The organism is Rhizobium sp. Root708 (assembly GCF_001429725.1).
In the GTDB taxonomy this organism is placed as follows: Bacteria; Pseudomonadota; Alphaproteobacteria; order Rhizobiales; family Rhizobiaceae; genus Rhizobium.
Genome location: NZ_LMHV01000041.1, coordinates 114,970 through 140,058 on the forward strand (window position 1 = coordinate 114,970; position 25,089 = coordinate 140,058).

Genomic DNA, 25,089 nt, shown 5'->3' on the forward strand with positions numbered 1-25,089 from the left:
CCGCGTTTGATATCCGATGTTCAATATCGTCTTCCTTTACAACCCCGCCAGAGCGCGGGGTTTTTTCTTAGGCGGCGCCCGTTCCTTCGGTCATGTCTGCGAGCTAGACCGAACCGAGAGCAGGACTTTTGTTACCTATTTTGCCACGGGGTTAACTGTAACGTACTTCCGCAGCGAGGAGCTTCAGCCGCATAGTCCATGGACAGGGTGATAAAGCGCGAAACGGCGCTTCGCGGGGGACGAACGATGAAATCGCTTCAAAAGTGTTTGGTTCTGGCAGTTGCCTTTTCCTCGTCGTATCTCCTTGCGCCAGGCGCCTTCCCGAATACGGCAACTCCTGCGGCGAAGCCCGCCCTTATTGAACGACATCTCATCGACCTCGACGCGATGAAGCAGCGCCGCATCGTTCGTGTGCTCGTTCCCTTCAGCAAAACGATCTACTTCGTCGACAAGGGGCGCCAGTTTGGCACGGCGGTCGAGTTTGGCAGGGAGCTCGAAAAGGTCCTGAACAAAGACCGAAAGAAGCAGATCGATCAAGTCAACGTCATTTTCGTGCCGACGCCGCGAGACCAGCTGCTCACCGCGCTGAATGAGGGACTTGGCGATATCGTCATGGCCAACCTCACGATCACGGACGAGCGGGCGAAGACCGTTGATTTCACCGATCCGCTCTATGCCGATGCGAAGGAAGTCCTGGTCGCATCGCCAGCCAGTCCAAGCGTGGCTGGCCTTGATGACCTCTCAGGCCAACACGTCGCTGTGCGCAAGTCGAGCAGCTATTACGAGCATCTTCTCGCCAGAAACCAGGAACTCGTCTCCAGCGGAAAGAAAGAGATCGTCATCGATTCGATGGACGAAAGCCTCGAAGACGAGGACCTGATGGAAATGGTCAATGCAGGCCTTTTTCCGTTCACGGTCGTCGACTCCTACAAGGCAGCGATCTGGGCGCATGTCTTTCCCGACTTGAGAGTGCGCGACGACGTCGTGGTGTCATCGGAAGGCAAGATCGCGTGGGCGATCCGCAAGAACAGCCCACTGCTGAAAACCGAACTCAATGCCTTCGTGGCAACCCATAAGGTCGGCACGACATTCGGCAACATCCTGCGTACGACCTTCTTCAAGCAGGACAAGATCGTCAAGCGCGCCTACTCGCCCTCTGATGTGCAGCGGTTCCAGGCGCTGATCGAGATTTTTCGAAAGTATGGCGACACATATTCCTTTGATTATCTGATGCTGATGGCACAAGGATATCAAGAATCGCAGCTCGACCAGTCGAGACGCTCGCCGAGGGGTGCTGTCGGCATCATGCAGATGCTGCCTTCGACCGCCAAGGACAAGGACATCGGCATCAACGGCATCGATAAGGATCCTGATCGGAACGTGGAGGCCGGCGCGAAGTACCTGCGTCACCTGATCAAAACATATATCGACGATGAGAACCTCCAACCCAAGAATCGGCAACTCTTCGCTTTCGCTGCCTACAATGCGGGGCCTGGAAATCTTCGCAAATTCCGCGAGAAAGCGAAGACGATGGGGCTCGATCCCGACGTCTGGTTTGGCAATGTCGAAAATGGCGCGGCAGCCATTGTCGGACGAGAGACCGTTCAATACGTCAGCAATATCTACAAGTACTACGTCGCCTACTCACTACTCGTGGAGCGCATGGACGAGCGTAAGCGGACGGAACTACTGCAACAGAAATAACCGCATGCTTGACGATCGTCGGTGGGTCACCGCCATTGCCAATTGCGTCAAGTAGACCATCGCGCAAATTGAAACCTGCGCAACAATATGCAAGCCTCCCGTGACCGCGATTGAATTGCACGCGGCATGGGGGATTGCACATGCTTTTGTTTCTTGCATTTCTGATTGGAATTATCGCAGGGCTCCGAGCCATGATGGCGCCGGCCGCCGTTGCCTGGGGCGCTGCTCTCGGTTGGTTTGACGTTTCGCAGACACCGCTTGCCTTCATGGGATATCGCTGGACTCCGTGGGTGTTCAGCCTGCTCGCCGTCGTCGAGTTGATCACCGACCAGCTGCCCTCGACACCATCTCGCAAGGTCCCGATGCAGTTTGCCGCCCGCCTGATCATGGGCGCGCTGACGGGCGCCACCATCGGCGCCTCCGGTGGTTCGCTCGTCGGCGGGCTGGTTGCGGGCGTGGTCGGCGCCGCGGTTGGCACACTTGGCGGAGCGGCCGCGCGCGGCAGGCTCGCCGCCGCCTTCGGCAGGGATACACCGGCCGCCCTGATCGAGGATGCGGTTGCGATCATCGGCGCGCTCATCATCGTGGGAGCAGTGTGATGCCAAGTTTCGACGCCATCGTCATCGGGGCCGGCCAGTCCGGTCCCTTCCTCGCCGCCCGCATGGTCGCGAAGGGCATGAAGGTGGCGTTGATCGAGCGCAAGTTCCTCGGCGGCACCTGCGTCAACGCCGGCTGTATGCCGACGAAGACGCTGGTCGCCAGCGCTCGCGCCGCCCATGTGGCGCGACGCGCCGCCGACTACGGCGTGCTGATCCCGGGCGCCATCGGCATCGACATGACGGTGGTGCGCAAGCGCGCCGAAACCGTGACGATGAATGCCCGCAACGGCTTGATCGACTGGTTTGCCGGCATGGAAGGCATGACCGTCATCTACGGCCACGCCCGCTTCGACGACGCTCATACGGTGAGCGTCAATGGCGAGACACTGACCGCTCCGAAGATCTTCCTGAATGTCGGCGCGCGGCCGACCATTCCCGATATGCCGGGGATCGGCGATATAGACTATCTGACGAGCACATCGATCATCCATCTCGACCAGCTTCCGAGGCATCTTGCGGTCATCGGCGGCAGCTATATCGGGCTGGAGTTCGCGCAGATGTATCGCCGCTTCGGTGCCGAGGTGACGGTGATCGAGCGAGGCGCGAAGCTCGCGTCGCGCGAGGACGCCGACATCTCCGATGCGATCGCCGATATCCTGCGCTCGGAAGGCATTGCCGTCCACACCGATGCCGATGGCATCGGCTTCTCGAAGACGGCAGACGGGGTCGAGGTCAGTATCGGCAATGGCCAGCCGGCAATCAAGGCAAGCCACGTGCTTGTCGCCACCGGGCGCACGCCGAACACCGGCGACCTCGGGCTCGACAAGGCCGGCGTCATCACCGACAAGCGCGGCTACATCACCGTCGACGACAAGCTTGCCACCAATGTCGAGGGCATCTGGGCGCTCGGCGATTGCAACGGCCGGGGCGCCTTTACCCATACATCCTACAACGACTTCGAGATTGCTGCCGCCAACCTGCTCGATGGCGAGGATCGCAAGCTCAGTGACCGCATCCTCGCCTATGCGCTCTATATCGATCCGCCGCTCGGCCGCGTCGGGATGAGCGAGAAGGAAGCGCGGGCCACCGGCCGCAAGATCATGATCTCCACCCGCCCGATGAGCCGAGTCGGCCGCGCCAACGAGCGCGCCGAAACCAAGGGCTTCATGAAGGTGATCGCCGATGCCGACACGCAGCAAATCCTGGGTGCCGCCATTCTCGGCATCGAGGGCGACGAGGCGATCCACGGTTTCATCGACGCCATGAATGCCAAGGCCCCCTATCCCGTGCTCAAATGGGCGGTGCCGATTCATCCGACCGTGTCCGAGCTGATCCCGACGCTGCTTGGGGATTTGAAGCCGGTGTAGTTGGTGATCAGCCCAAGTGCTTCCGTCATGCAGCGCTTGATCCGGCATTCAGTGGCGCCGCGTCTGCGGCCCGTATCGGTCCTTCGCGCTCAAGGGCTTGAGCACACTCGACCCCGGATCAAGTCCGGGGTGACGGAGGAGAGGCGATGGCGGGAATGACAACACATGGTTTCGCCCTCACGCGATCCTTGCGGCCCGTGGCTTGATCCTGCACTTCACTCGGACGGGGCGCTGGAAATTGCCTCGCTGGAGTAAAAACAATATGGCGCTTCCCAGCGCCCCGTTCAGCGGTTTATGCCCGCAACTTGGGTCCCTCTGCCGCCTTGCCCGAGGAAGCTTTCGCCTCCCCGGGGGCCATGTGTGCCACACAGGCACGTCCGGGGCTCAACTCGACGCCGCATTCGCGCGGGCGCCGCCGTCCCCGGAGGGAGACCATTTTCTGCGGACCCGGTGTGTGAGGTTTTGCGTCCTACCCCCACACCCCGCGCCGGTCCCGCCTCGCCGCAACGCCTTGCGGTGTATCCGCGACGGGATGGCTCATTATCGTAGTCATTGGTGCCGCGTGGACGTAAGCCGGTCTAACTCCTTGATGATATTGGAGGAGGCGTGTGCCCTTGTCCCCCTGTCGGCGGGTGCTCAGTCGGAGCTTACGGCAGGAAAATCGCCGTCGAGCGTCGCCAATATCTTGTAGGCCGCCTTTACGCGCTCGCTGTTCGGATAGTTCTTGTTTGCTAAGAGGACAATGCCGATGCTCTTCGACGGCACGAAGGCGACGTAAGCACCGAAGCCGTTGGTCGAACCGGTCTTGTTGAGAAGCACATCTTTGCGCGGCGGCCGTGGCGGCGACAGCTTCTCGAGCTCGTTGGCCTTGAGGGTCATGTCGGCCGAGTTGCCCGCCAAAAGCTGGTCGAGGGTCGTCGGGTAATCATACATTTCCCAACCGAGGCCCTGGGTCATGCCGCCGACCTTGTAATAGCCCGTATGAGTCGCGGCGATCGCGGCTTGCATGGTCTTGTCGAGATCGGCGCCATCCATGTTGGCTTCGACGAAACGGAGCATGTCATTCGCCGACATCTTCACGCCATAGGCTTCGGAATCCAGGACGCCGGGGGACACACGGATGGCCTTGCCGGTCTTCGAATAGCCATAGGCGTAGTTCCCATCCTCAATCTTCGGAACCGAAATGAAGGTATGGCTGAGGCCGAGCGCAGGAAAGAGCTTTTGCTGCATCAGGTCGTCGAAGGGCCAACCCATCGCCTTTGCCGCCGCGTAGCCGAACAAGCCGATGCTCGGATTGGAATAGACGCGCCGGGTTCCGGGCGCATAGGCCGGCTTCCAGTTCCTGTAGTAGCCAACCATCGCCTTGTGGTCGGTGACGTCATCGGGGAACTGCAGCGGCAGCCCACCGGCCGTATAGGTGCCGAGGTCGAGCATGGTCGTTTCGGTAAGGCGGCTGCCGGCGAGTTCCGGAAGGTATTTGGCCGGGCTGTCGGCGAACGAGAGATCGCCGCTCGCGTGAGCGTAGCCTGCAAGGGTCGCGGTGAAGGTCTTGCTGACCGAGCCGATCTCAAACAGTGTCGCGTCCGTCACACTCCGTCGGCCGGCCTTCGATGCCACGCCATAATTGTAGATGTATCGCTTTCCTCCCACCGTGACGGCAATTGCCATACCGGGGATGTTGTTCTTCGCCATCAGCGGGACGGCCACCGCGTCAACGACGCGAGCGAGTTCGTTCTGGCGGTCGGTCGCCTGCGCACCAGATCCAATAAAAACTGAAGCGGCGGCGAGAATAGCAAATGTGGATTGCGGAATATTTCTCATAACAGATACGGAGCCTCGGGGTTCGTGGAATTGCCGCGCGCTGGTCGCCGCGACAGGACGTCCGGTGCAAAATGCCTTGAGACACCGAGCAAACCGGCATTGTCGATTATCGTCGGAGAAGTGGATTGGCTCGGGCGGGGTTTGTATACGGGACCTGTACCGCTGTCTCAAACGACGATATCTAGCGTGAGGCATTAGAAAAATTGGGGGTTGGCATGGTTCGTCCGCATCTGCCGCTGAACGCACTCAGAGCGTTTGAAGCATCCGCCCGGCACCTCAGCTTCACCAAAGCCGCGATCGAGCTCTGCGTCACGCAGGCCGCCGTCAGCCATCAGGTCAAGAGCCTGGAAACGCGGCTGAACGTGACCTTATTCGAGCGACTGCCACGCGGATTGATGCTGACCAGCGAAGGCGAGACGCTGCTGCCGGCGCTCCGCGATGCCTTCGACCGGATCGCCGGTACACTGGAGCAGTTCGAGGGCGGGCACTACCGCGAAGTGCTGCGCGTCGGCGCCGTCGGGACCTTTGCGGTCGGCTGGCTGTTGCCCAGGCTGCGGGCCTTTCAGGCTCAGCACCCGTTCATCGACTTGCGGCTCTCGACCAACAACAACCGGGTCGACATTGCCGCCGAGGGTCTGGATTATGCGGTCCGCTTCGGTTCTGGCGCATGGCACGGCATCGAGGCCTTGCGGCTGCTGGAGGCGCCGCTGTCGCCGCTCTGCGTGCCCGAGATCGCGACGCAATTGAATTCGCCGGCCGACCTGCTGAAGCAGACGTTACTGCGCTCGTACCGCGCGGATGAGTGGTCGCAGTGGTTCGCGGCTGCCGGGCTGGAGGCGAGCCTGCCACCGTTTAAGAACATCGTCTTCGATTCATCACTTGCCATGATGGAAGCCGCGCTGCAGGGCGCGGGCGTTGCCTTGGCGCCGCCGCTGATGTTCTCCCGGCATCTGCTTGCCGAGGCAATCCGCCAGCCCTTCGACATCACCGTCACCATGGGGAGCTACTGGCTGACCCGCCTGCAGTCCCGGCCGGAGACGCCGGCGATGACGGCCTTCCGTCTTTGGCTCAGCGAGGCGGCGGCTACACCCGCCGTCTGAGCCTGATGCTCCATGCTGTGGACCTCGCGATGGCAACGGCGTAGGATGCCGCCAATGCTGAGGGGCTCTCCGAAGGACGCACGAACGTGGCTATCTTCATGGACCGGCATGATCTTGCGGGTACATCCGCCGAAGACATAGCCGATGCGCATCGCAGGGATCTGGCTGTCGAGGATAGGTACGGGGTGAGGTTCCTGACCTATTGGTACGACCAGCGGCGCGGAACCGCATTCTGTCTGATCGATGCGCCGGATGCCGAAATGGCCCAATGCGTGTATCGCGAAGCCCATGGCTTTATCGCGGGCGAAGTGGTCGAGGTGGCGCTGTCGGCGGTCGAGGCGTTTCTTGGGCGCATCAACGAGCCGGAACAAAAGGCGGGCGAGACCGGCGCTGAAAGGGATGCCGGTCACAGGGCCATCCTGTTTACCGACATTGTCGGTTCGACCGAGATGACCTCGCGGCTCGGCGACCGGATGGCTGCCGAACTCGTGAGGGCGCATGACGCCATCGTTCGCCGCTGCCTGGCGCAATGCGAGGGTCGGGAGGTCAAGCACACCGGTGACGGTATCATGGCTGCCTTCGCCTCCACGCACGCGGCTGTCGGCTGTGCGATGAGCATCCAGCGCGAATTCCGAATCTACAACAGCGGCACGCCGGAACCCATCCATGTCAGGATCGGGCTCGATTGCGGTGAGCCGATCGAGGACAGCCGTGACCTCTTCGGCTCAACCGTGCAACTGGCCGCGCGCCTCTGCGCAGAGGCCGAAGTCGATCAGATTCTGGTTTCCGAAAACATCTTTCGCGAGCACGGGGCGGCGGACCTCTTCGCCAACGCGTCGCGACGGAATCTCAAGGGATTTGCGAAGCCGGTACTGGCATTCGAGTGCGAGTGGGCGGACTCCGAAGGGGCACGGCCGAACTGACGTCTTCAAGTCGCGGCAAATGCAACGAAGGGACTCGGAATGATCTCGATCGCACCGGCGCGGAATGAAGAAGACTTCGACACCTGCGCCTCATTCTGCCGTGCGCTTGGCGAGTGGGACGTGGCTCAGGGCAAAGCCTTTGGCGTTCCGGCGGACCTGATCCTTGGCCTCTATCACGGCCAGACCGGTGGTAGCCTCGCCGAGAAATTCGGCTCGGCGGATGCGTTGATGCTCATCGCCAATTGGAACGGCACGGCCGCAGGCTGCATCGGGCTCACGGCCTTCGACACACAGGCGGGCGAGATTCACAAGTTCTATGTCGATCCAGCCTTTCGCGGCCGACGCATCGGCCATGCCTTGATGGCAGCGGCGCTGGACGCGATCCGCGAGGCCGCACACCGAACGGTACTGGTGCACACGGCGATCTACATGACGCAGGCCGTCGCGTTGTATGAAGCCTTCGCCTTTCGACGCTGCGAGCCGTTCCGGACGGTTCCCGAAGACATCCGGCACACGGAAATCTTCCTGTCCCGCAGCATCTGATCGGTTCGGCGGCTCTTCCAGAGCCGCCTCGCCTCCCATCGGCGTCGCGTTACCCCATCACGATCTGCAGCTTCACGTCGTCGGGACGGGCCTCGACCGCGCGATCGAAGGCCTTGATGGAATCCTCGAAGCCGAATGTATCCGAGATCAGCGGCTTCAGATCGACACGGCCGGAGCCGAGCAGCGCAATCGAGCGTTCGTATTGGTGCGCATAGCGGAACACCGTCTCGATGCGGATTTCCTTGGTCGACGCCGTCGACACATCGAAACCAACAGGATTGACCGGCAGGCCGACGGCAACGATGACGCCGCCCGGTCTCGGCAGCTCCATGATGGTTTCCCAGGCCTTCGGCGAGCCGGAGCATTCGAAGATCACATCGGCGCCCCAGCCGTCGGTCAGGCGCGCGACTTCCTCGACGAGGCGTTTCTCGCGGATATTGACCGGGATGACGCCCTGATACTGCGCGGCGATGTCGAGCTTCGGCTGCGCAAGGTCCGCGACGACAGCGCGAGCGCAGCCACCGGCAAGAGCGGCGATCGCCACCATCGTTCCGATCGGGCCGGCACCGAGGACAACGGCGGTGTCGCCGGGGGCGATCTTCGCCTTCGTCGCGGCCTGCATGCCGACCGCGAAGGGTTCGACCATGGCGCCTTCGGCAAAGCTGACATTATCGGGGAGCTTGTAGGTGTAATTGGCGGGATGGACGACCTCCGATGTCAGCACGCCGTGAACAGGCGGCGTCGCCCAGAAGGTGACGGCGGGGTCGACGTTATACATGCCGAGCCGGCTCGCCTTGGAATTGGGATCGGGAATGCCGGGCTCCATGCAGACGCGGTCGCCGACCTTGAGATGCGTCACGCCTGCGCCGACCTCGACAACGGTGCCGGCGGCTTCGTGGCCGAGCACCATCGGTTCGTTGACGACGAAGGGACCAATCTTGCCGTGGGTGTAATAATGGACATCGGAACCGCAGACGCCGACCGTGTGGATCTTGATCTTCACCTGGCCGGGACCGGTATCCATCGGCAGGTCGATATCACGGAGCGCGAGTTCATGCTGGCGCTCGAGCACCAGGGCGCGGACTTTGGCCATTGTTCTGTTTCCTTCCCGTTGCCTCCCCGCGCCGATCAAATCGACGCGCCTTTGGGAGGACTATAAGACCCGAAGCGCTCGAAATTCAATCGCGCCCTTCTGGCTTTTGCCCACGAAACGATGAATTGCTCGAAATCTGACGTTTCACGAAGGGCTGCGGCATTTATGCCTCCTTTATATTTCCCGACCCCACACCCCCTCGACCATTTACCCGAATTGAACATATGAACGACTGAACGTTGCGCGGGAACTTCAGTTTCCAGCAAGCGCGCCCGGATAAACCTGCGACGATTGCGCGAGCCATCGCGTGGCCATGCAGACGAGCAGAGAATTTCTATGGACTTCACGAAGATCATTCAGCCGGAGCATGTGTTCATCGGCGTTTCCGCAACGACAAAGTGGCGCGGGCTGCAAGCGATCGCGGAAAAGGCATCGCGTGCATTCGGGATCGAGGAAAAGACGATCCTTCATGCCTTGGAAAGCCGCGAAAGCCTGGGCTCGACCGGGATCGGCAACGGCGTCGCCGTGCCGCATGCGGTCGTGGAGGGAATGGCCCATCCGCGCGGACTGCTGCTGCGATTTGCCAAGCCGGTGGATTTCGAAGCCGTCGACGACCTGCCGACCGACATCGCCTTTGCGCTCCTCTTTGGCGAGGCGCAGCGCGGCGAGTATCTGAACGCGCTGGCAGCGATTGCCCGCCAGTTGCAGTCGCCTGGAATCCTCATGGCGATGCGCAAGGCAAAGACTTCGGAGGAACTCTACTCCGATTTCCTGGCCGACTCCCGCACCTGACAGCCGCGCATCGGTCTCGTGCTTCCCCAGGCAGTCACCAGGGGTGCGAGCAAGTTCATTTCAAAAGTCGGCCCGAAATGGCACTCCATTCCGGCTGGCAGCCGCGGAACAGAAACAATCTTCGTTTCATTATACGACCAACTTGGTAGAGTTTGGCTCACGAACGAAGGAGGTTCCCGATGAAATCAGTACGGATCACGCGGCTTCTGGCAGCCGCGGTTTTTGCAGGCAGCGTAGCAATCAGCGCTGCGGCGCCCGCATTCGCGGACCAGACCCTCTTGAACGTTTCCTACGATCCGACGAGGGAACTCTACAAGGATTTCAACGCAGCGTTCGCGAAGAAGTGGCAGGCGGACACGGGCGAAGCGGTTACGATCCAGGCGTCGCATGGCGGATCTGGCGCACAGGCTCGCTCGGTGATCGACGGGCTTGAGGCCGATGTCGTGACGCTGGCGCTCGAAGGCGACATCGACGCGATCGCCAAGAAGACCGGCAAAATCCCGGCCGACTGGAAGACCAAGTTCCCGAACAATTCCACGCCCTACACCTCGACGATCGTCTTCCTCGTCCGCAAGGGCAATCCGAAGGGCATCAAGGACTGGGGCGATCTGGTCAAGGACGACGTCCAGGTCATCACGCCGAACCCGAAGACCTCGGGCGGCGCTCGCTGGAACTTCCTGGCTGCCTGGGCATGGGCGAAGCAGGCCAATGGTGGCGATGACGCCAAGGCTCAGGAATACGTCACCAAGCTGCTTCAGCACGTTCCGGTTCTCGATACCGGCGCGCGCGGCGCGACGACGACCTTCGTACAGCGTGGCCTGGGCGACGTGTTGCTTGCCTGGGAAAATGAGGCCTACCTCTCCCTCGAAGAGCTCGGACCTGACCAGTTCGAGATCGTGACGCCGAGCTTCTCGATCCGCGCGGACCCGCCGGTTGCGATCGTCGACGGCAACGTCGACAAGAAGGGCACCCGCAAGGTGGCCGAAGCCTACCTCAACTATCTTTATTCCGACGAAGGTCAGAAGATCGCCGCCAAGCACTTCTACCGTCCGTTCAAGCCGGAAGCCGCCGATCCTGCGGATATCGCCCGCTTTCCGAAGCTGACGCTGGCAACGATCGACGACTTCGGTGGTTGGAAGGACGCTCAGCCGAAGTTCTTCGGCGACGGCGGTGTATTTGACCAAATCTACAAGCCGGCCCAGTAATACATCGCATGACAGCACATAGCCCCTCACGGTGGCGGTTCAGACGGCCGAGCGTCATTCCAGGATTTGGAATGGCGCTCGGCCTCACCTTGACCTGGCTCACCCTCTTGATCCTCATCCCGCTCTCTGGCCTTGCCTGGAGGTCGAGCGAGCTCGGCTGGGCAAATTTCTGGGCTATCGCATTCGATGCCCGCACGCTGAACGCCTTGCGCATCAGCTTCGGAACGGCCTTTGCAGCCGCCTGTGTCAACGCCGTGTTCGGCATCGTGCTTGCCTGGGTGCTGGTCCGCTATCGCTTCCCCGGAAAACGCGTGATCGACGCGATGGTCGACCTGCCTTTTGCCTTGCCGACAGCAGTGGCCGGTATTGCGCTCGCCACCCTCTATGCGCCGAACGGCTGGGTCGGGCAGTTTCTGACGCCGCTCGGGATCAAGATCGCCTTTACCCCGCTCGGCATCGTCATCGCTCTCGTTTTCGTCGGCCTGCCCTTCGTGGTTCGAACGGTCCAGCCTGTCATGGAAGAGATCGACAAGGAAGTCGAGGAAGCGGCAGCCACGCTCGGCGCGACGCGCCTTCAGACGATTTTTCGCGTACTGTTGCCGGGCCTAGCGCCTGCTGTCCTGACCGGCTTTGCCCTCGCCTTCGCGCGCGGCGTCGGAGAGTATGGCTCGGTGATCTTCATCGCCGGCAACCTGCCGTTCAAATCGGAAATCGCGCCCCTGCTGATCGTGATCAAGCTGGAAGAATACAACTACGCAGCCGCCACGGGCATTGCCGCAGTCATGCTGGTGCTGTCGTTCGCGATGCTGCTGGTGATCAATCTGATCCAGGGATGGAGCAGGCGGAGGTACGGCTATGGCGCTTGATGGCACCGTCACGACGACCAAGGTTCGCTCCGTCGTCACCGAAAACAGGGTGGCGCGTTGGACGCTGATCCTGGCATCGCTCGTCTTTCTAACGTTGATCCTGCTCTTGCCGCTTGCCGCCGTCTTCGTCGAGGCTTTCCGCAAGGGCGGAGCCGCATTCTTCGAAGCGCTTCAGGACGCGGAGACCTTCTCCGCGATCACGCTGACACTGATCGTGGCGGGCGTCAGCGTACCGCTGAACCTGGTCTTCGGCGTTGCCGCCGCCTGGGCGATCGCCAAATTCGAGTTCAAGGGCAAGGCTTTCCTGACGACATTGATCGACCTGCCGTTTTCGGTATCGCCTGTCATCGCCGGTCTGGTCTTCGTTCTACTGTTCGGGGCCAACACCTATCTCGGCCACTGGTTGAGCTCGCACGACATCAAGATTCTCTTCGCGGTCCCCGGTCTCATCCTCGCGACCATGTTCGTGACCTTTCCCTTCGTGGCGCGGGAACTGATCCCGCTGATGCAGGAGCAGGGAACGGGCGATGAAGAGGCGGCAATTTCGCTCGGCGCCAATGGTTGGCAGACCTTCTGGTATGTCACGCTGCCGAACATCAAATGGGGCCTGCTCTATGGCGTGCTGCTTTGCAACGCCCGCGCCATGGGCGAATTCGGCGCGGTATCGGTTGTTTCGGGCCATATTCGCGGCCAGACCAACACGATGCCGCTGCAGGTCGAAATCCTTTATAACGAGTACAATTTCACCGGTGCCTTCGCTGTTGCCACGCTGCTTGCCCTGCTTGCTTTGGTCACGCTCGTTTTGAAGACGCTCCTCGAAATGCGCTACAGCGAAGAAATCGCCGCAAGCCGGCGGCATTGAAGGAAATAGAATGGAAGTTCGCGTCCAAAACATACGCAAGGAATTCGAGCGCTTTCCGGCTCTTCACGATGTGTCGCTCGACATCCGCTCGGGCGAGCTCATCGCTCTGCTCGGACCATCCGGTTCGGGCAAGACCACGCTTCTGCGGTTGATCGCCGGCCTTGAAAGCCCGACCGAGGGCCAGGTGTTCTTCGGCAACGAAGATGCCTCCAGGAAGACCGTACAGGAACGCAACATCGGCTTCGTCTTCCAGCACTACGCGTTGTTCCGGCATATGACCGTTCTCGACAACGTCTCGTTCGGTCTCAAGGTGCGTAACGGCGTGCGCCGGCCGTCGAAGGCGGAAATTCGCCGCCGCGCACTGGAACTGCTGGAGCTGGTTCAGCTTTCCGGTCTGGAGAAGCGTTATCCCACGCAGCTTTCGGGCGGCCAACGCCAGCGCGTCGCCCTGGCGCGCGCCATGGCAGTCGAGCCGAACGTGCTGCTGCTTGACGAACCGTTCGGCGCGCTCGACGCCCAGGTCCGCAAGGATCTGCGCAAATGGCTCCGCGAGATCCACGATCGCACCGGCCACACGACTGTTTTCGTGACGCACGACCAGGATGAAGCGATGGAACTCGCTGACCGGGTCGTGGTGATGAGCCAGGGGGCGATCGAACAGGTCGGCACTCCCGATGACGTCTATGACAACCCGAACTCGCCCTTCGTGTTCGGCTTCGTCGGCCAGTCCAACTGTCTGCAGATCAGGATCGCGGATGGAGACATCTGGTTCGAGGATCGGCCACTGGGGCTGAAGGTCGAAGGTGAACCGGACGGCGAGGCGCAGCTCTACTTCCGCCCACACGATATTGAGCTCAGGGACGGCTGCGGCGGTTGCATCGCAGGACTGATGACGAGCAGCAGACGCGTCGCCGGCACCCGTCACATCGAGCTGAACATCGGCAAGGACCATCCGCCGATCGAGCTGGAGCTTCCACCCGCCCAGATCGACAGCCTCGACCGTAGTCGGATCGCCTTCCGACCAACGCGCTGGAAGCTGTTTCGCACGGAATCGTGACACCGGTCTGACTGTCGGCACTGGCAAAATGGTGCCGCCAACGTCAATCTATGGTTTACCAATCGCTAGTAAAAGTTGAAGCAATCTCCCGATCAGGCGCGCGCCTTCGACCGCGCTTACGATTTGACGCTCTAGCGGTGACCCCATGACAGCTGACTCGGCCGACACTGACGTTTTCGATCTGGCGCCAATTGCGATGTGGATCGAGGATTTCAGCGGCGTCAAAGCCCAATTCGATGCCTGGCGCTCAGCCGGCGTTGAAGACATCCGCGCATTCCTGCGGGAAGACCCGTCGCGGGTCGCAAGCTGCTCCGCCCGGATCCGGGTCCTGCGGGTCAACGCCAAGACACTCGAGCTCTTCGAAGCCGAAGACATCGATCACCTGACCAGCAATCTCGGCAGGGTGTTTCGCGACGAAATGCTTGAAAGCCACGTCAATGAATTGGCGGCTCTCTGGGAAGGAAAGACGGAATTCAGCGGCAGCGCTGTCAACTATAGCCTCTCCGGACGACGGCTCGACATTCAGCTGCGCGGTGCGGTGCTTCCCGGGCATGAGCAAACCTTGTCCCGGCTCCTTCTGACGACGGAAGATGTCAGCGACCGGGAGCAGGCGCGGCGGAACGAACGCGAGAACCGCCAGTATGCCGAAGGCATATTCGAGCACTCTCCGGTATCGCTCTGGGTCGAGGACTTCAGCCGCATAAAGATATTGCTGCAGGACGTGCGCGATCGCGGTATCGTCGATTTTCGCGTCTTCACCGACGTCCACCCGGAATTCGTTCGGCAGTGCATGAGCGAAATCAAGGTCATCAACGTCAACCAGGCCACACTCGACCTGTTCTGCGCGCCCGACCGCAAGACGCTGCTGCAAAGCCTGAACAGCATCTTCCGCGACGAGATGGAAAAGCATTTCCGTGAGCAACTGATCGAGTTGTGGAACGGAAATCTCATCCACCAGCGCGAAGTCATCAATTATGCGCTCGATGGCTCCGAGCGCTTCGTCCTCCTGCAATTCTCGGTCCTGCCCGGACACGAGAAAGACTGGTCGCTGATCCAGGTTGCGCTCACCGACATTACGGCGCGCAAGAAGGCGGAAGCTTATCTGGAATACCTCGGCAAGCACGACGTTCTGACGAAACTGCACAATCGCGCCTTCTATGTGGACGAACTGAACCGGCTGGAGCGCAAGACATTGCGTCCGGTCTCGGCGATCATCATCGACCTCAACGGTCTGAAGGATGCCAACGACCAGCTTGGCCACGATGCCGGCGACGCGCTTTTGCGGCGGCTCGGCGAGGTGCTGAACGGCGCGGTCTCGCTTCCGAACCATGCCGCCCGCATCGGCGGCGACGAATTCGCCGTCTTGATGCCCGGCGCGGATCGACAGGCTGCGGGCGTTATGATGGAGACCATCAACGAGCTGCTGAAGATCAACAACCAGTTCTACTCGAACGCACCGTTGAGCATATCTTTCGGCGTTGCGACGAGCGATGCCGGCGAGACCATGGAAGCAACGGTTCGGCGGGCCGATCTCGCGATGTACGAGCAGAAGCGCGCCTATCACGCAGACAGCAAGCGCGGCTCACCCCGCATCCAGGCTGTGTGAGCCGACGAACCTCTACGCTACCGACGTAGGTCGCCAGGCCGCAAAGTTCATTCCTTTGGTCGGTCTGAAAAATGCTGCAGCGCGTATTCGGCTGCTTTCTGGTTGGATTGGCGGGCATCATCCAGCCAGAATGGGAAGAGCTGCCATTGGTGGGTCATCCCCGGCCACTGCTGCAGGGTAACATCGACCCCGACCTGCCGGGCTTTCTCCGCGTGCTGCAGCGTATCGTTTAGCAATACGTCGTTCGAACCGACCTGGACCAGCAGCGGCGGAAAGCCTGTCATGTCTGCATAGAGCGGCGATATCCGCGGATCAGTTGGCGAACGGGCGCCCAGGTAGGCCGCGCGCGCGTCGTCCGCCAAAAAGCTGCCGATCAAAGGGTCCGAGGTATCCTGAGCCGCTGGCTGCAGATTGACCACCGGGCTCATGGCGATGACTGCCGCGGGCAACGGTCCCTTCAGGGCCATCTGCCGCAGCACGGATTCGATCGCAAGGGTGGCCCCCGTCGAGTCGCCGGCGATAATCACATTGTCGTTCTCGTAACCGGAATCCAGAAGCCACTGATAAGCCGTGAGCGTGTCATCTATCTGAGCCGGAAACGGATACTCCGGCGCAAGCCGATAATCGATCAGCAGAACATCTGACGACGCCGCCTTCGCCAGGGAACCGGCGAGTGCCTGATGCGTCTCGGGTGACCCAGCGAAGAAACCGCCGCCGTGAACGTAAAGGATCACGCGTTTACCCATTGGATGGTGCAATCGGGCCGGCCAGATGAGTTCCGCATCCACGCCTCCCGCATCCACCTGCCTGACCTGCACACGTGACGCTTCCGGAGCCTGCTCCATCAGCTCATCGAAGGCGTAGCGCCGCTGTTTCAGGCTCTTGGCGCCCGCATAGCCCGTCTGCAGTTTCTGCTGCAGGTCGCTGACCTGCTGTTTCGACGCGTCGCTTTGCGGAGGTTGGTCGATGGCATGTGCCGCCGCGAGGCCGATGGTCGACGACAGCACCGCCGATGCAATCAACACCGCGACGCGTCGCACACGCTCACGCAGTTGCGCTTTTCCTGCCACATGCGACGTCGGCATAGTCGAGCCTCTCCAATGCTCAATCGAATGCCGCTGAAACTGCCATGTCCCGCTACGGAGTCAAGCGTGTGGATTTGGTCATTATCCGGCGTGGCCGGCTTTCGGGCGGGAGGGTTTTCCAACCACATTCCCGTCCTCACCGCGCAGATTGACGATCGCCTTGATCGGCAGGTGGTCGGAGGCAATGCGCGCCAACGGCGTATCGTGCGCTTCGACGGCCGTTACCACCCCGCGGCGATTTGCCATGATACGATCCAGCGCCAGAACAGGCAGACGAGCGGGAAAGCTCGGAACGGCGACCGGTTGAGGTCCGAAAACGGATTGGAACGTGTGCAACGACGACCGGTCGCCAAGGCGCCATTCGTTCAAGTCCCCGAGCAGAATGGTCGGCGTATCGGATTTCTGTCCCATCAACTCCACGAGAACCTTCGCCTGTTGCGCCCTAGAATGCCGGAGCAAGCCGAAATGGGCGGCGATGATGCGCAGCCCGCCACCCGCCTCAAGCTCAAGCTCGGCGACCAACGCACCACGCGGCTCCAGCCCTGGCAGAACGATCTGGTGGACGTCGCGCACGAGACCCTTCTTGAAGAGAACGACATTGCCATGCCATCCGTGCGCCTTGCTCATCCCCGCCACCGGGACCGGCAGCAGCCCGGTTTCCCGTTCCAGCCGGTTCAGATCGAGTATCCCGGTTCGTTCACCGAAGCGCGTATCCGCCTCCTGCAGCGCAATGACGTCGGCATCGATCTCGTGGATCACGCGACTTGTTCGCTCCGGATCGAAACGCCGATCGTTGCCCACGCACTTGTGGACATTGTAGGACGCGATGAGAGTGCCTTGCTGGCGCGGCGACTTGTCGAGATGCAGCGCATCCAGTCGTTTCTTGCGGTTTCGGATCGAAGCAAGAATGCTGGCGGGGAGGCTATCTTTGCGGGCATGCATCGCGATGACGAGGTTCCGTTAAACAGGGGCACCTATGGCAGTATAGGCGCCCTACCGAAACTTGCCATGTCGGATCGCGGAAAAACTGTCACAGGTATGGCGATCCCAGCCACAAAATCTTGTCCAGCAGCCGCACCAGGAACGGACGCGATCGCAGCCCATTCAAGGTAACGGGCGAGGCTGACTTGATTGCCTCGTCGATATGTTCGTCGATCTCGTTGGCGAACCCCTCATTGAGAACTTCGAGATCGATCTCGAAGTTCAGGCGCAGCGACCGCGGATCGAGGTTGGAGGACCCGACATAGGACCAGACCCCGTCGATCGACAGCAGCTTCGAGTGGCTGAAGGCGCCGCTCGCCCGCCAGATGCGGCAGTAGTTGGCAACGATCTGGTCGAATTGCGCGGTCATCGCTCGATCGACCAGCACCAGATTATTGACCTGCGGGACGACGATATCGACCTCCACACCGCGGCGCGCGGCCGTCGCCAGCGCGCTGATCAGTTCGCGATCCGGCAGGAAATAAGGCGACATGATCCTGATCGATTTGCGGGCAACCGAGAATGCGCCCATCAGCATCTTGTGGTTTGTCTCAATGCTTCTGTCCGGCCCGGAGGCAACGGCGCGGATAAACACGGGATCGCCGACGGCCCGTTCGGGCGGCGCAATCCGCCACGCTTCCGTCGTCAATTCCTCGCCCGTCGTGAAGCGCCAGTCTTCGGCAGCAACGTTGAAGAGGTCGGCAACCACCGGCCCGGTCACCGAGAAATGCGTATCGCGCGCGAAACTGTCACCAACGGTCTCCCGCGAAAAGCCCTCCCGAATGTTCATCCCACCCGTCAGCACGAGGCCGCCGTCGACGACGAGAATCTTGCGGTGGGTGCGAAGGTTCGCATAGGGCAGCCGCAAACCCATGATGACGTTACCGTTGAAGACCGCGACCCGCACGCCACCCTTGTCGAGGTAACTGAGAATGCTCGGCACCGAATAGCGGGCGCCAACCGCGTCGATCAGCACCCGAACCTCGACGCCGCGCTTGGCTGCCGCAATCAGAGCGTCGGCAATGCGCATCCCGATCCTGTCGCGGTCGAATATGTAGGTTTCGAGGAGGATGGAGCGCTGGGCGTTGCCGATCGCAGACTGCATGGCATTGTAGCAGTCGTCGCCGGTTTCCAGCATGTCGATGGTGTTACCCGTTGCGATCGGGTTGCGGGCGACGCGATCGCCGAGCGTCTGCAGAGCAGCAAACCGCCGGCCAAAGCCGCTGATGACAAGCTCCGCGTCCGCATCGAAGCTCTCCAGTTCGTCAAGATCCGCCTCGGGTATCAGGGCGTCGCGGCGCAGGCTGAGCGAGGCCCGGCGAATGCGGTTTATACCGGCGATGGCATAGAAGACGGCACCGACGATGGGCGACAGGAGGATGACGCCGACCCAGCCGAGCGCGGCGCGAACCTCCTCCTTGGTCATGGTGGCGTGTATTGCTGCCGCCGCGCCCATGGCAATCGAAAGAACGAATAATATATGCGGCCAGTAGGTCGATATCATATAAAACATGCGCAAAATATAGCGGCTATCGCTCGCCATTCAATTGCATCAAAAGGACGGCTCTGGCCCACCGCTATGACCGCACCCGAAACCCCCAATGTTGCGGCGCAAATATATTGCCGCAGCGCATCAAAAATAGCTTGAAAGAGGGTGATTCGTCTGGAACTCTGCCTTTGGTATCGCGTTAGACATTCGCATCCTTGCACTGGAGATCGGCGATGACGGAAACTCAGGAAGAGTGGATCAAAAAGCGCGCCTATGCGCTTTGGGAAGAAGAAGGTCGCCAAAGCGGCCGAGACCACATCCATTGGGAACAGGCCAAGCGGGAACGCGCGGCACTTGAAGGGTCGGCCGCCTCGGTCGACGGAAAAGAAGTGAAAAATCGCGCCAAGCGCGCTGCCAGCGCGCCCAAATCCAACGGCGCCGCGAAGGATGTTCCGAAGACCGAGGCAAAGCGCGGTTCGGTTCGAAAATCCGCCTGACGCAGAAGATTTCTGTTCAGTTTCAAGGGCGCCCATGGGCGCCCTTACTTAACGCGTCATACGCCTGAAGCAATCGCTCACTATCGTTGTCATCGGCGCGTTCACGACATGATTCCAACTCACAGAAAATTCATCTCGGCTCGACCGGATGGAACAAAAATCGGGCTCGAATGTTTTCTGCGTGCATCGATGGAGGATCGTCATGAACAGAAGCTATTTTGACGCCATTCTGGTTTCCCTGATCGTCGCAGGTTGCTACCTGTTCATCGCCCCCGTGTGAGATGTAATGTACCTCGTGGTTTTCGCCGCAATCTCCTATCTCATCCTTGCCATGATCCTCGTGATCGCGGTCGACAACATGGTCGGCCTTTTCTTCCGGGAAACGAGCCAGATTTCGGCGCAGCGCCTGTCGACGATCGCGCGCGTCATTGCCGTATCCCGCAAGTATTACCGCCGCTAGATTTCATCGTCTCCGTTGTGAAAAAGGGCTCGGAACCTTTCGCACGCCTCATCATTGACCTTCTTTCAACGAAAGGAGATCGACATGCCTAGAGGCGACAAATCCGCTTACACCGACAAGCAGAAACGCAAGGCCGAGCATATCGAGGAAGGCTACGAGGATCGCGGCGTTTCCACGAAGGAGGCCGAACGCCGCGCCTGGGCAACCGTGAACAAGGAAAGCGGCGGCGGCAACAAGTCCGGATCCGGCCGGGGCAAGGCCGACACACACGAGTCCTCCGAAAAGGGCGGGCGAAAAGGCGGAGCTGCCGCGGCGGCGCGTCCGGCAGCCGAACGTTCCGCATCCGCAAAGAAGGCCGCGGCCACGCGTAAGCGCAATGAGCAGCACGCGCATCACTGATGGCGGGTGAGAAACCAACGGAAGAACATCGGGAGGGATATCGATGGCCTACGCGCTATATTATTGGGACGGCATTCAGGGGCGTGGCGAGTTCGTCCGTCTCGCGCTTGAAGAGGCCGGGGCTGAGTATATCGACATAGCAAGGCAATCGGGCCACGGCATGGGCACCGGCGCCATGCTTGAGCTCATGAAAAGCAAGCACGAGCCACACCTCCCGTTTGCGCCGCCCTTTCTGAAGGACGGCGACCTCATCATATCTCACGTCGCCAATATTCTCTTCTATCTCGGTCCGAAGCTCGGTCTTGCGCCGGAGGACCAAAAGCTGCGCTACGTGGCCAACGGCTTGCAGCTGACGATCACCGACCTTGTCGCCGAGGTGCACGACACGCACCATCCGATCGCAACGTCGCTTTACTACGAGGACCAGAAGGAGGAGGCGAAGGCTCGCTCCGCTGCGTTCATCAAGGAACGCATCCCGAAATTCCTCGGCTATTTCGAGCAAGTGCTTCAGCAAAACCCGAGCGGCGCGGCACATGTCGTCGGCGATAAGCTCAGCCATGTCGATCTTTCACTGTTTCAGGTGATCGAGGGTTTGCGCTATGCTTTTCCAAAAGCGATGAAGATCTATGCGGCCGACTATCCGGGCTTGACAGCGCTGCACGACAATGTCGCCAAACGCCCGAACATTGCCGCCTATCTGCGTTCGGATCGCCGCCTCGCCTTCAATGAGGATGGAATCTTCCGCCACTATCCGGAGCTTGATCTCGTGCCATAGCGGATATGCCATTGCGGCGCGTCGATAGTGGCTGATAAGGTCTGACCAACTCGCCCTTACCCCGTCCCAACACATTCCTGGAGGCTATCGCTGCCATGGCAAATCTTGCTCAATTGCTTGGATCCATCAAGATTCCGGATCTCGCCGGAAAATCAGTGCTGATCACCGGCGCCTCGACCGGTATCGGTGCGGCGCTTGCCCGCGCCTTTGCCGCGCAGGACATGAAGGTCGGCATTCACTACAATGCCAGCCGGGAGCCCGCCGAGGCGCTGGCTGAAGAAATCCGAGGGGCCGGCGGCACGGTACACCTCATTCACGGCGACGTGTCGAAGGAGGGAGAGACGGAACGGGTGGTTGAGGAGACCGCCAGAACCTTCGGCCATCTCGACGGCCTGATCAACAACGCTGGCGGCATGCTCGGTCGCAAGCCCACAGCCGAATATACCGACGAGCATTACCTGAAGGTCATGGATCTGAACGCACGCTCGGTGCTCGCCGCGACACGCGCGGCCCATCCGTGGCTGAAGAAGCAGGGCGGCTTCATCATCAACACGACGTCGATTGCAGCGCGTAACGGCGGCGGTAATGGCGCCGTGCTCTATGCGGCATCAAAGGGCTTCGTTTCGACCATCACGCGCGGTCAAGCCAAGGAGTTCGTTCCGGATCGCATCCGCGTGAATGCGGTGGCGCCTGGAGTCATCGGCACCCCGTTCCACGAGCGCTACACCAACGACGAACAAATGGAACTCCAGCGTAAATCCATCCCGATGGGCTTCGTCGGAACGCCGGAGGATTGCGTCGGGGCCTATCTCTTCCTGGCGTCCCCAACGCTGTCAGGCTACGTTACTGGCCAGATCATCGAGGTCAATGGCGGCCAGCTGATGCCATAAGCACAGACTTTCGTTTGTGAAAACGGCGCGGACGATCTCCGCGCCGTTTTCATTTTGCGGGGCAGGTCAGACGCGCTCGAGCGCGATGGCAATCCCCTGCCCGACGCCGATGCACATTGTCGACAGCGAGTAGCGCCCGCCGGTTTCCCGCAGCTCCAGAGCCGCCGTGCCGGCGATGCGCGCACCGGACATGCCGAGCGGGTGACCAAGCGCGATCGCGCCACCATTGCGGTTCACGCGGCTATCGTCATCGGCGATACCGAGTTCGCGCAAAACGGCTAGGCCCTGCGAGGCGAAGGCTTCGTTGAGTTCGATGACGTCGAACTGGTCTTCCGTCATCCCTAGGCGAGCCATCAGTTTTCTGGACGCCGGAACCGGGCCGATGCCCATGATCCGCGGCGGCACGCCGGCCGCCGCCCCGCCCAGAATGCGGGCGATTGGTGTCAGCCCATATTTTCTGGCGGCAGCCTCGCTGGCGATGATGAGGGCGGCCGCGCCGTCATTCACGCCGGAAGCATTGCCGGCCGTCACGGTCCCACCGTCCTTCTTGAAGGGCGTGGAAAGCTTGCCGAGCGCTTCCATCGTCGTTGCCCGCGGATGCTCATCCTTGTCCGCGACGACCGGATCGCCCTTGCGCTGCGCGATCGTGACCGGCGTGATTTCCTTCGCCAGCCGGCCGTTGCCCTGGGCGGCGGCGGCCTTTGCCTGGCTTCGAACGGCAAACGCATCCTGATCTTGGCGGGAGACCTTGTAGTCCGCGGCGACGTTCTCGCCTGTCTCCGGCATCGAGTCGACGCCGTACTGCTTCTTCATCAGCGGATTGATGAAACGCCAGCCGATTGTCGTGTCGTAGATTTCCGCGTTACGGGAGAAAGCCGTTTCAGCCTTCGGCATCACGAAAGGCGCACGCGACATGCTCTCGACACCGCCTGCGATCATCAGTTCGGCCTCGCCGGCCCTGACGGCGCGCGCCGCCGCGATGACGGCATCCATGCCGGAGCCGCACAGGCGATTGATCGTCGTGCCGGACACGGACACCGGCAGGCCGGCAAGCAGCGTCGACATGCGGGCGACGTTGCGGTTGTCTTCGCCGGCCTGGTTGGCGCAGCCGAAGATCACGTCGTCGACCGCTTCCCAATCGACATTGCCGTTTCGCTCGATCAGCGCCTTCAGCGGCACCGCGCCGAGATCGTCGGCGCGAACGGCCGACAGCGAGCCGCCAAAGCGGCCGATCGGCGTACGGATATAGTCGCAGATGAAAGCATCAGCCATTTCAAGCGGCCTCCTTGTCGCCCTGATGGGCCTTCTTCGTGCGCGCGTTGATGTCGCGCAGCGTCGCAAGCTCCGTCTCGGTTGGAACGGGCGTCTCGATCACATGGTCGGCGAACCTGATCGCCCAGCCGCAGTTTTCGACAATCTGCTCGCGGCTGACGCCATGATGGATCGACACGACCGTCAGCTCCTTCGTCACCGGATCGGGCTCGAGGATGCAGAGATCGGTGATGACCCGCGTCGGTCCCTTTGTTTTCATGCCGAGGCGCTCGCGATGATTGCCGCCTTCGCCGTGGCCCATGGAGGTGATGAAGGGCAGCTTTTCGACGAAGCCGCGCTTGGAGAGCGCCATGGTGATGAAGATCTGGCCGCAATTGCTGGCAATTTCCGGCGCACCGCCGCCGCCCGGCAGACGAACCTTCGGATGGTCGTATGGGCCGACGACGGTGGTGTTCAGATTGGCGAACTTGTCGATCTGGGCGCCACCGAGAAAGCCGGTGGTGATGCGGCCGCCCTGCAGCCAGTAGCGGAACATTTCCGGCACCGAGACGGTAAACAGAGCGGTGTCGCAGAGTTCGCCGTCGCCGATCGAGAGCGGCAGCACATCGGGTTTCGTGCCGACGGTGCCGCTCTCATAGATCAGCGTCATGTCGGGCGCATGTGTGAGACGCGCAACGTTGCAGGCCGCCGACGGCGCGCCGATGCCGACGAAGCAGACATCTTCGTTGGTAAGGGCACGCGCGGCCGCGATGGTCATCATTTCAGTGGGGGTAAAATCGCTCATCCTGGCCTCCTCACGCAACCTTCTTCGCATGCCCGGCGAAATCATCCGGACCTGCCTGCATGACGTTCTCGTCGATCCATTTCAGGAAGCTGTCACGATCGCGTGCGATCTCGTCCCAGGCGATATAGAAGGCATTCGAGCGCGGATAGTAACCCTGAGCGTAAGACGGAAAGGCACCGCCCGGAACCTCGGCGACGGCAGTCACGGCCCAGCTCGGAAGCACAACGGAATTCGGAGATGGCGGATCGAGTTCGTCGACGATCTCCTCGACCGTGACGATCGATCGCTTGGCCGCAAGAACCGCCTCCTTCTGGACGCCGACAATGCCTTCAAGCAGCACGTTGCCCTTACGATCGGCGCGCAGCGCGTGGATGATCGTGACATCGGGGCGGATCGCCGGGACCGCAGCCAGCACCTCGCCGGTGAAAGGGCATGTCACCGACTTGATATTCGGGTTCACCTTCGGAAGATCGGCGCCGATGTAACCGCGCAATGCCGCGAACGGCAGGTTCGCGGCGCCCGCCTCATAGGCATTGGCCATCGCGGCATGGCTGTGTTCCTCGATCTCCAGCGGTCGCGGCCACTGGTTTTCCACGGCATCGCGAAAGCGGTGCAGCGAACCGACACCGGGATTGCCGCCCCAGGAGAATTTCATGCCACGAGCTGCACCTACGCCGATCAACTGATCGTAGAGGATATCCGGGGTCATGCGAATGAGGAAAAGATCCTTCTTGCCCTGACGGATCACTTCGTGACCGGCGGCATAGGGAATGAGATGGGTGAAGCCTTCCATGGCAACCGTGTCGCCATCCCTGACGTTTTCGGCAACGGCTTCCTTCAACGATACGATCTTCGCCATATGGCCTCCCGCACTCTTCTGTCGAATGCGCGCCAATAAGCGCCAGTGCCGGCGTATGGT

The 25,089-nt window shown here is 61.1% G+C and carries 25 protein-coding genes; 17 read left to right on the plus strand and 8 right to left on the minus strand.

All coding sequences use genetic code 11. From position 1 onward, the window contains the following. Positions 1–246 precede the first annotated feature (246 nt). From ASE04_RS21540 to ASE04_RS21550, 3 genes are all read left to right on the plus strand, one after another. On the plus strand, positions 247–1,704 hold the full coding sequence (locus ASE04_RS21540) for a transglycosylase SLT domain-containing protein (RefSeq protein ID WP_056822670.1): 1,458 nt from the start codon (positions 247–249) through the stop codon (positions 1,702–1,704). 140 nt (positions 1,705–1,844) lie between these two features. Then, positions 1,845–2,303 (plus strand): hypothetical protein, encoded by a 459-nt coding sequence (locus ASE04_RS21545; RefSeq protein WP_056821753.1) that lies wholly within the window; start codon positions 1,845–1,847, stop codon positions 2,301–2,303. Next, positions 2,303–3,670, plus strand: coding sequence for an FAD-containing oxidoreductase (locus ASE04_RS21550; RefSeq protein WP_056821754.1), 1,368 nt, complete (start codon positions 2,303–2,305; stop codon positions 3,668–3,670). The genes ASE04_RS21545 and ASE04_RS21550 overlap by 1 nt, the downstream gene beginning before the upstream one ends. A 636-nt stretch (positions 3,671–4,306) precedes the next feature. Here ASE04_RS21550 and ampC read toward each other — a convergent pair. Next, positions 4,307–5,491: a class C beta-lactamase gene (gene ampC, locus ASE04_RS21555; RefSeq protein ID WP_056821756.1), complete on the minus strand. Its 1,185-nt coding sequence runs from the start codon at positions 5,489–5,491 to the stop codon at positions 4,307–4,309. A gap of 215 nt (positions 5,492–5,706) precedes the next feature. Here ampC and ASE04_RS21560 point away from each other — a divergent pair, with 215 nt between their 5' ends. The 3 genes from ASE04_RS21560 (at position 5,707) to ASE04_RS21570 (ending at position 8,057) form a co-directional block, all read left to right on the plus strand. Beyond that, positions 5,707–6,591, plus strand: coding sequence for a LysR family transcriptional regulator (locus ASE04_RS21560; protein ID WP_056821758.1), 885 nt, complete (start codon positions 5,707–5,709; stop codon positions 6,589–6,591). A gap of 86 nt (positions 6,592–6,677) precedes the next feature. Then, positions 6,678–7,514, plus strand: a complete 837-nt coding sequence (locus ASE04_RS21565; protein WP_056821761.1) for a nickel-binding protein — start codon at positions 6,678–6,680, stop codon at positions 7,512–7,514. A gap of 39 nt (positions 7,515–7,553) precedes the next feature. Further along, a complete protein-coding gene (locus ASE04_RS21570; RefSeq protein WP_056821766.1) occupies positions 7,554–8,057 on the plus strand; it encodes a GNAT family N-acetyltransferase in 504 nt (167 codons plus the stop codon). 49 nt (positions 8,058–8,106) lie between these two features. Here the strand turns inward: ASE04_RS21570 and ASE04_RS21575 are convergent, their stop codons facing one another. Then, a complete protein-coding gene (locus ASE04_RS21575; RefSeq protein WP_056821768.1) occupies positions 8,107–9,150 on the minus strand; it encodes an NAD(P)-dependent alcohol dehydrogenase in 1,044 nt (347 codons plus the stop codon). A 336-nt stretch (positions 9,151–9,486) separates the two neighbouring features. Here ASE04_RS21575 and ASE04_RS21580 point away from each other — a divergent pair, with 336 nt between their 5' ends. From ASE04_RS21580 to ASE04_RS21605, 6 genes are all read left to right on the plus strand, one after another. Beyond that, positions 9,487–9,942: a PTS sugar transporter subunit IIA gene (locus tag ASE04_RS21580; protein WP_056821770.1), complete on the plus strand. Its 456-nt coding sequence runs from the start codon at positions 9,487–9,489 to the stop codon at positions 9,940–9,942. 179 nt (positions 9,943–10,121) lie between these two features. Next, entirely contained in the window at positions 10,122–11,147 is a 1,026-nt protein-coding gene (locus ASE04_RS21585) for a sulfate ABC transporter substrate-binding protein (protein ID WP_056821771.1), read from the plus strand. Between the two features lie 8 nt (positions 11,148–11,155). Further along, the gene (gene cysT / locus ASE04_RS21590) at positions 11,156–12,013 is read left to right on the plus strand and encodes a sulfate ABC transporter permease subunit CysT (protein ID WP_056821773.1); all 858 of its coding nucleotides are present in this window, start codon (positions 11,156–11,158) and stop codon (positions 12,011–12,013) included. Beyond that, positions 12,003–12,875, plus strand: a complete 873-nt coding sequence (gene cysW / locus ASE04_RS21595; protein ID WP_056821775.1) for a sulfate ABC transporter permease subunit CysW — start codon at positions 12,003–12,005, stop codon at positions 12,873–12,875. Before cysT ends, cysW begins: the two co-directional genes overlap by 11 nt. A gap of 10 nt (positions 12,876–12,885) precedes the next feature. Then, complete coding sequence (locus ASE04_RS21600; protein ID WP_056821777.1) at positions 12,886–13,932, plus strand: sulfate/molybdate ABC transporter ATP-binding protein; 1,047 nt, start codon at positions 12,886–12,888, stop codon at positions 13,930–13,932. Positions 13,933–14,077: 145 nt separating this feature from the next. After that, on the plus strand, positions 14,078–15,538 hold the full coding sequence (locus tag ASE04_RS21605; RefSeq protein WP_056821779.1) for a sensor domain-containing diguanylate cyclase: 1,461 nt from the start codon (positions 14,078–14,080) through the stop codon (positions 15,536–15,538). A gap of 47 nt (positions 15,539–15,585) precedes the next feature. Here ASE04_RS21605 and ASE04_RS21610 read toward each other — a convergent pair whose 3' ends face one another. The 3 genes from ASE04_RS21610 to ASE04_RS21620 form a co-directional block, all read right to left on the minus strand. Further along, on the minus strand, positions 15,586–16,623 hold the full coding sequence (locus ASE04_RS21610; RefSeq protein WP_056821781.1) for an alpha/beta hydrolase: 1,038 nt from the start codon (positions 16,621–16,623) through the stop codon (positions 15,586–15,588). An 81-nt stretch (positions 16,624–16,704) separates the two neighbouring features. Next, positions 16,705–17,565, minus strand: coding sequence for an endonuclease/exonuclease/phosphatase family protein (locus tag ASE04_RS21615; RefSeq protein WP_056821783.1), 861 nt, complete (start codon positions 17,563–17,565; stop codon positions 16,705–16,707). An 88-nt stretch (positions 17,566–17,653) separates the two neighbouring features. Further along, the gene (locus tag ASE04_RS21620) at positions 17,654–19,117 is read right to left on the minus strand and encodes a phospholipase D-like domain-containing protein (protein WP_056822673.1); all 1,464 of its coding nucleotides are present in this window, start codon (positions 19,115–19,117) and stop codon (positions 17,654–17,656) included. Between the two features lie 209 nt (positions 19,118–19,326). Between ASE04_RS21620 and ASE04_RS21625 the strand changes: the two genes are divergently transcribed. The 5 genes from ASE04_RS21625 to ASE04_RS21640 all read left to right on the plus strand — a co-directional run bounded on the left by ASE04_RS21625 (position 19,327) and on the right by ASE04_RS21640 (position 22,114). Beyond that, positions 19,327–19,590 carry a DUF2934 domain-containing protein gene (locus ASE04_RS21625; RefSeq protein WP_056821788.1) on the plus strand — a complete coding sequence of 88 codons (264 nt, stop codon included), beginning with the start codon at positions 19,327–19,329 and terminating at the stop codon, positions 19,588–19,590. Positions 19,591–19,876: 286 nt separating this feature from the next. Next, positions 19,877–20,050 carry a hypothetical protein gene (locus tag ASE04_RS31260; protein ID WP_200960755.1) on the plus strand — a complete coding sequence of 58 codons (174 nt, stop codon included), beginning with the start codon at positions 19,877–19,879 and terminating at the stop codon, positions 20,048–20,050. 84 nt (positions 20,051–20,134) lie between these two features. Beyond that, positions 20,135–20,449 (plus strand): hypothetical protein, encoded by a 315-nt coding sequence (locus ASE04_RS21630; RefSeq protein ID WP_056822676.1) that lies wholly within the window; start codon positions 20,135–20,137, stop codon positions 20,447–20,449. A gap of 43 nt (positions 20,450–20,492) precedes the next feature. Next, positions 20,493–21,224: a glutathione S-transferase gene (locus ASE04_RS21635; protein WP_056821795.1), complete on the plus strand. Its 732-nt coding sequence runs from the start codon at positions 20,493–20,495 to the stop codon at positions 21,222–21,224. Positions 21,225–21,319: 95 nt separating this feature from the next. After that, a complete protein-coding gene (locus tag ASE04_RS21640; RefSeq protein ID WP_056821797.1) occupies positions 21,320–22,114 on the plus strand; it encodes an SDR family NAD(P)-dependent oxidoreductase in 795 nt (264 codons plus the stop codon). A gap of 66 nt (positions 22,115–22,180) precedes the next feature. Here the strand turns inward: ASE04_RS21640 and pcaF are convergent, their stop codons facing one another. From pcaF to ASE04_RS21655, 3 genes are read right to left on the minus strand one after another with little or no spacing between them, the layout of a single operon-like run. Next, positions 22,181–23,386 carry a 3-oxoadipyl-CoA thiolase gene (gene pcaF / locus ASE04_RS21645; protein WP_056821806.1) on the minus strand — a complete coding sequence of 402 codons (1,206 nt, stop codon included), beginning with the start codon at positions 23,384–23,386 and terminating at the stop codon, positions 22,181–22,183. Between the two features lies 1 nt (position 23,387). Then, a complete protein-coding gene (locus ASE04_RS21650; protein ID WP_056821809.1) occupies positions 23,388–24,170 on the minus strand; it encodes a CoA-transferase subunit beta in 783 nt (260 codons plus the stop codon). 10 nt (positions 24,171–24,180) lie between these two features. Beyond that, positions 24,181–25,029 carry a CoA transferase subunit A gene (locus ASE04_RS21655; protein WP_056821813.1) on the minus strand — a complete coding sequence of 283 codons (849 nt, stop codon included), beginning with the start codon at positions 25,027–25,029 and terminating at the stop codon, positions 24,181–24,183. Positions 25,030–25,089 lie beyond the last annotated feature (60 nt).